Origin of the sequence: Sulfolobus sp. B1 (genome assembly GCF_007050195.1) — an archaeon.
Taxonomy (GTDB): domain Archaea; phylum Thermoproteota; class Thermoprotei_A; order Sulfolobales; family Sulfolobaceae; genus Saccharolobus.
In genome coordinates this window covers 1-1,929 of sequence record NZ_QIMI01000204.1, presented here as the reverse complement: position 1 = coordinate 1,929, position 1,929 = coordinate 1, and the positions used below count along the sequence as shown (strand labels likewise).

Below are 1,929 nucleotides of genomic sequence, written 5' to 3'. Positions count from 1 at the left end.
ATCGAATAATCTAAATTCAAAATTTCAAGAGTTACTGAAGTCGCAATAATCCCTTGACAAATTCTTATACTTTTCTCAAGATCTTTTATGTGATCTGCGTGAAAATGTGTAGCTACTCTGAATGGTCTATCGTGATGCCCATCTATCGTAAAATTATTTCCGACCAGTATGGCTCCATTGGGAAGAATCTTTACAAGATCTCGAATATACACATTCAGACTATTATTCATTATTAAATATTAGCGTTTTCTTCTGACTGGCTAGTATCTACCTTTTTCTTTAACTGTCTCTTATACATCTCTAAGATCTCTTCAGTTGTAGTAGCATCCTCTGGACCTTTATCTTCTCTCCATCTTATGAATCTAGGAAATCTGATTGATAATCCAGAATCTTTAGCTATCATATCTTGGCAACATGAATGTAAGGGAGAGAGTGTTATCTCGGCACCTATTATTTCCGCTACATATAATGGCTCTACCCACACGTCAGGCTCCATTTTAGAATTTACTCTAGGATGTTTGGTTTGCCTCTTTATCTCATTCAATTTCTTTTGTAAATCATCTAGTTGTTCATCAGAGAATCCACTAGCTACCTTGCATACTGAATCAAAAGTATCAGTGGATGGATTGTAAGCTGCCATCAATAATGAACTTAATTTTCCACCTCTTTTGCCTTTTCCGTAGAAACCTCCTATTACTACTAAATCTACCGTGTCAGCCATTTCACTCTGGTAGTCACGCTTTAACTTTATCCATAGCCATCCTCTAGCTCCAGCTTGATAAATCGAATCTTTACTTAAGGATTTAACCATCACCCCTTCTGTTCCATCAGATATTGCTTGATAAAAGAATTGTTTCAATACATTTACATTATCCGTCATGATATGGTTAGCTATTTTTACTTTATCATTATTTTTTACAATAGCTTCTAAAATTTTCCTTCGATCTTGCAAAGGTCTATTAGTATAATCTTCGTCGTTATATAGCATTAGGTCAAATAAAAACACGTTAACCGGGTAACTCTTAATAGCTTCATGAATATCAGATTTTCTCTTTCTATGCATTAGCTCTTGAAATGGTCTAATTTCTCCACTCTCTGGATCTATAGCTACAATCTCACCCTCAATTATGAACTTGTCTCCATCTATAAACTCACTAATGTAATCTACGACATCTGGGTACTGTGAGGTTATGTTTTCTAATCTTCTGGAAAAGATATAGATTTTATTCCCATCCTTGTGTATTTGAGCTCTTTCCCCATCATATTTATAGTCAACTAAGGCTAAACCACCAACTTTTTTCAATATTTCCTCTGGATCTGAGAGCCTTTCTGCTAACATTGGTCTAATAGGAATTCCTGCCTCAGGCTTGACAGTTTTTAATGCTTCAATGCCGTTTTCCATTAGAATTTTTGCAATGTTACCTAGGTCAGCTCTAACGTTATATGCTCTTTCTATTATTTCTGAATTATTTTGCCCACCTCCAAATGCAATAGCTAAAGCATCTATAATTGTTGCATCACCTATTCCAACTCTTAGTCTGCCTTCAACGAATCTTACTAAGAATTTAGCTTCTAGTGGATCTGCCTTTTTTAGCAATCCAGCCAGTAACCTAATTTTTAAATCTCTACTGCCTTCGCCAGTTGTTAATGCTATCTTACTTAGCGTAGAGTAAGTTTCTTCTAGACTCAATCCTTCATCAGTTTTACCAGTATTCAGAAAACTTAAAATTGAAGAGGATTGTTGTTTACTCTTTAACATTCTAGCTACTTCTCCAAGATCTCCTAACTTTTTGTTTAAACCTTCTACTTCACTCTCTTTAACATTAGTAGCTATACTGATTGCCTTAATAAGGAATTTCTCTCCAATACCTAATTCTGGATAACCCAAGAAGTCTGGCCATAATTTTCCTTGGATAATATAAATTACTT

At 34.9% G+C, this 1,929-nt stretch carries 1 protein-coding gene and 1 pseudogene; both read right to left on the bottom strand.

Translation table 11 applies throughout. From position 1 onward, the window contains the following. Nucleotides 1-206: pseudogene (locus DMP16_RS09435) on the bottom strand (MBL fold metallo-hydrolase); the annotation flags it as partial. 26 nt (nt 207-232) lie between these two features. Beyond that, nucleotides 233-1,929, bottom strand: a 1,697-nt coding sequence (locus DMP16_RS09430) for an ATP-dependent DNA ligase (protein ID WP_143577154.1), incomplete at its 5' end; no start/stop codon positions are given.